The organism is Aedoeadaptatus nemausensis (assembly GCF_903819165.1).
Lineage (GTDB): Bacteria > Bacillota > Clostridia > Tissierellales > Peptoniphilaceae > Aedoeadaptatus > Aedoeadaptatus nemausensis.
This window is the reverse complement of sequence record NZ_CAIJCS010000041.1, coordinates 1-4,769: the sequence shown is the minus strand read 5'-3', so window position 1 is coordinate 4,769 and position 4,769 is coordinate 1. Positions and strand designations below refer to the sequence as shown.

At 35.1% G+C, this 4,769-nt stretch carries 3 protein-coding genes and 1 pseudogene; all 4 read left to right on the top strand.

Annotated elements, in window-relative coordinates; translation table 11 throughout:
* Positions 1-2,122: phage tail tape measure protein (locus tag PEPTYR26121_RS08585; protein WP_180501017.1), on the top strand; the 2,122-nt coding region annotated here is incomplete at its 5' end.
* Positions 2,123-2,222: 100 nt separating this feature from the next.
* A complete protein-coding gene (locus PEPTYR26121_RS08580; RefSeq protein WP_180501016.1) occupies positions 2,223-2,585 on the top strand; it encodes a hypothetical protein in 363 nt (120 codons plus the stop codon).
* Positions 2,585-4,456: a hypothetical protein gene (locus PEPTYR26121_RS08575; RefSeq protein WP_180501014.1), complete on the top strand. Its 1,872-nt coding sequence runs from the start codon at positions 2,585-2,587 to the stop codon at positions 4,454-4,456. The genes PEPTYR26121_RS08580 and PEPTYR26121_RS08575 overlap by 1 nt, the downstream gene beginning before the upstream one ends.
* Positions 4,443-4,769 (top strand): annotated as a pseudogene (locus PEPTYR26121_RS08570) (hypothetical protein); the annotation flags it as partial. The gene PEPTYR26121_RS08575 and the pseudogene PEPTYR26121_RS08570, both read left to right, overlap by 14 nt.

Genomic DNA, 4,769 nt, shown 5'->3' with positions numbered 1-4,769 from the left:
CGCAGGAATAAAAGGCTCACAAGCAGGGACCGCTTTAAGGTCTGGACTAACAAGACTCGCATCACCAACTAAAGAAGTTATTAATGGAATGTCCATGTTAGGCTTATCTATTGAAGATGTACAGGGCCTTTCACTTGATGAGACTCTAAGCACCTTTAGAGTTGCCTTTACTAACTTAGACGGAACTCAAAAAGCACAAGCAGCATCCATGATATTTGGTAAAAATGCCATGTCTGGAATGTTGGCAATTATAAATGCCAGTGAGAAAGACTATAATAGTTTGAGTGATGCCATCTATAATGCAGATGGAACAGCAGAAAAAATGGCTGCTACTATGCAGGATAACCTAGCTGGCCAATTAAAGATTTTACAATCTGCCTTAGAAGAATTAGCTATATCCTTTGGAGAACTCTTAATGCCTGCTGTTAGAAAAGCAGTAGACATATTAACAAAACTGGTAAATGGACTTAATGCCCTTCCAGGACCAGTAAAAGGTATTATTGCAGGTATCGGTCTTTTTATAGCTGCTCTTGGTCCTGTACTAATGATTGTAGGAAAGCTTATCTGGTCAATAGGAACTATTATGACCAAAGGGCCTCTAATAGTAGGAGGAATAACTAAGATAGTTGGAATCTTTACAGGCACACTTATACCAGCAATCACAGCAGTCGTATCAGCCATTGGTATAGTTCCTATCGCTATTGGTGCAGTAATAGCAGGTCTTGTTCTTTTATGGAAGAAGTGCGACTGGTTTAGAGAAGGGGTCATCTCCATATGGGAAACTATTAAGGAATCAACTGTTGCTATTTGGAATGGAATAAAAGAATTCTTCGTAAACCTATGGCAAGGGATATCTGATTCATGGACAAGTACCTGGACTGAAATCACAAGTTTTCTATCAGAATTCTGGTCTGGATTTATTGAAGGTGTTAAGACTACTTGGAAAGGCATCAAGGACTTCTTTGCCAATCTATGGAATGGACTTTCTGAAGGATGGAACAGCATATGGACATCTATAACAACTTTTCTAACTGAATCTTGGAATACCTTTATTGAGGGAGCAAAGAGTCTATGGCAAAGTTTAGGAGAATTCTTTACGAGCCTCTGGACGGGAATTCAAACAACTTTTACCAATATATGGACAGCTATTTCAACTACAACTACAGAAGTATTTACAGCAGTTGGAGAGTTTATCAAGACTACTTGGGAAGGTATTAAGACTTTAATTTCAACAGTTCTTGATGCAATTAAAGTAAAAGTAGAAACCATTTGGAATGGACTAAAAGAGTTTTTAACAACAGTCATTACTGCCATTGGGACATTTATTTCTACATCCTGGACAAACATAAGAACTACAATTGAGAACATCTTAACTTCTATTAAGACAGTCCTCGAATCAATCTGGAATGGGATAAAGACCTTTATCCAATCAACAATGAACAATATTAAGTCCTTTGTTTCATCTGCTTGGAACTCCATAAAGTCGACTATTTCATCTGCAGTAAATACTGCAAAGTCAGCCGTATCGTCTGCCTTTAATTCTATGAGATCAAGTATTTCATCTACTATGTCAAATATTCAGTCCACTATTAGAAATGGATTTAATAATGCGGTTAATCACATTAAGAATTTGGCATCTCAAGCTTATACATGGGGAGCCGATATGATTAATGGAATTGCTAGAGGGATTAGAAGTGCAATTAGCAATGTGACATCTGCTGTATCGAATGTAGCATCAACTATTAGGTCTTACCTGCACTTCTCTGTTCCAGATGTTGGTCCACTTACCGACTATGAATCTTGGATGCCAGACTTTATGGAAGGTCTATCTAAGGGAATAGAAAAGAGCAGAAGATTAGTCCAATCTTCTATGGAAAATGTGGCAAGTGATATGGTTTTAAGTCCCAATATATCATCTCTAGGTATTGGTGGACACGATAAAGAACCTACTGCAAATGGAATTGATATAGGAAGACAAATATCCGATGCACTTGCAAACATCAATTTAAAATCAGAAAATTCTGGAGATATAGTCATACCAGTTTATCTTGGTGGAACTCTCCTTGATGAAGTTATTGTTAATGCATCTATGCGTAAGAATTTAAGAAGTGGAGGTAGGTAATGACCTAACCCAAAATCTATGATTTTGTTGGTAGGTCAGATGCAGTCTCACCCCATGAACAAGGAGCAAGCGACGCAGTGAATGGAGGTGTAGTCGTATAATGAAATATCAATCATATTTAATTATTGAAGGAGTAGACCTACCTCTACCAAATTCTTATGATTTGGAGTTTAGAGATATAGAGGCAGATACTGGAGGAGAAACAGAGGCAGGAACTATTCAGAGGGATATTGTTAGAAACAAAGTAGCAAGTATTTCTGTAAGTTTTTCTTGTAGTCCTAAACTTGTAAAGACCTTAAGCAATTTTGCTAACAAGTCTAATCTTAAAGTTAAATACCTAGATACAGAAACATTGGAACTAAAAGAGACACAAATGTATATAGACAAGTTTCAAGTCAAATTAATAAAAGATACTTCTTATAAGGGATTGTGGGAAGTATCTTTTTCATTGGAGGAGTACTGATGTATCCAACAAGCAATGAATATAAAACAGTTATAAAAAAGAACTCTCGTAAATTTTACTGGACGGGAAATATCATCTTAAAAGATGAAACCATTATTCCATTTACCAATAAGGATATTTTAAAAGGGTCTGGCTACATCCATCGTTCCTGCTCTGGATCTTCTGAACTTGAAATAGGTACAGTTTATGCTGGAGAGTTTGGAATCAGTCTTTTTTCAGATATAGATAGGTATTCTTTAGAGGATTCCAAATTAGAACTTTTCTATCATCAAGAATTAGAGAATAAAAAGATAGAAACCATACCAATGGGAATCTTTGATGTCACTGAGGCAAATAGGTCTAAGAAGATTTTAGAACTAAAAGGCTATGACTATATGCTTAGGTTTGATAAGAACTTCCCAGTAACAGATACCTTTGGTACAGCTTTTGAATTACTTACATTATCATGTGAGAAGTGCAAGGTAGAACTAGGTATGACAGAAGATGAGGTGAAAGCTTTTGTTAATGGTGAAGAAGTTTTGGCAATTTATCAAGACCATGATATAGAAACTTACAGGGACTTTATTCACTATATAGCATCGACTCTTGGTGCTTTTGCTGGGGTTTCACGTGATGGTAAGTTGGTTTTAAAGAAGTATGCAGAAAGCATATCAACTGAAATTAAAACAAGAGAAAGATTTTCTTCGTCAATATCAGATTTTAAAACAAGATATACAGCCATCAACTCAACAAATGCAAAGACTAAAATAGCTGAATACTACTCTTTAGAAAATGATGATGGATTAACTATGAACCTTGGAATAAATCCATTGATGCAATTAGGACTTCCGGAAAAAAGAAAAAGAATGTGTGAGGCTCTTCTTACTGAAATTTGCAAAATTCATCACACACCTTTTGATATGGTAACTATAGGGGACCCAAGTCTTGATGTAGGAGATAGAATAGCTATTTCTTATGAAGAAGAAAAGATTGAAGGTCTCATCACTGACATAGAATATAAAATAAATAGCAAGCATAGAATTCTTGGTGTAGGTAAAAATCCATATTTGTCTAAAGCTAAGAGTAAGAATGATAAAAATATAGTAGGACTTTTAAATCAGATTGAATCTGAAAAATTAGTAGTTCATGCCTACTCAAACTATTCTGCCTTTAATCTTACCATAACGGATACACCAATAATTCGTATAGAATTTGCCTCCAATAAAGAAACGGAGGCAATTTTTAATGCATCTATCTTGTTAAATATCATCTGTGATACCGAAGAAAAGACAAGAAAGATTTCAAGGAGTGTCAAGAAGCAAGTAGAGGTATTAAATAAAGATGGAAAATCCTATGATCCTCCAAAGTATGAAGAAAAAGAGGAAGTAGAAGAATTAGACTTTATTGAAAACATAGAAATACCAACAAGGATAGTTATTACTTATGTTTTCAATGATACGAAAATAGAACATCACATTCCAAAAGAAACCTACTTAAGTGGTGACCATATTCTAAATCTTTTTTATCCACTAACTAAACTTCAGGAAAAGACAATGAACAATTTTTCAGTTTTAATACGACTTGAGTCTGGTCAAGCAATGATTGGAAAAGATAATGCTATCGCAGCTATCTCTGGTCAATCTCTAGGTTCTACAGAGGCTTGGGATGGAAAGCTTAAGATTGATGAATCTTGGAAGATAATAGAACTTAGTCATTCATTCCTGCTTAGAAAATTGAAGGCTGAATACAAAGTAGAAAGCCAAGTCCCAAGACCACTAGTATTTAATGAAAAGGTAGGAAGATTTAAATATCAAGGATTGATGCTTGGAAAATATAAGGAAGAAATTACTACAGAATTTAAAGATAAGGAGGAAGGAAATGCTCAAGGGTAAATCAGCCATCGAACTAACTGATGTGAGGACAAATAAGAAGGAGATTTATGAAGATGAAAACCTAATAACTAATGCAGTCCCAGATTTATTAAGGCTCAATCCATCAGGACTTATGTATCCGATATATAAAACAAATGCGGAGGAATACAAGGAAGAAATATTTCCGATAGCAAATAAGTGTTATGGAGGTATTTTATTATTTGAAGCTCCTCTCGATGAAGATTCAAATAAATATATAGCACCTGCAAATAATAAGATAATTGGATATGCATCGAATGATGTTAATTCAACAGATGCACCAAAAAGAGGCTCT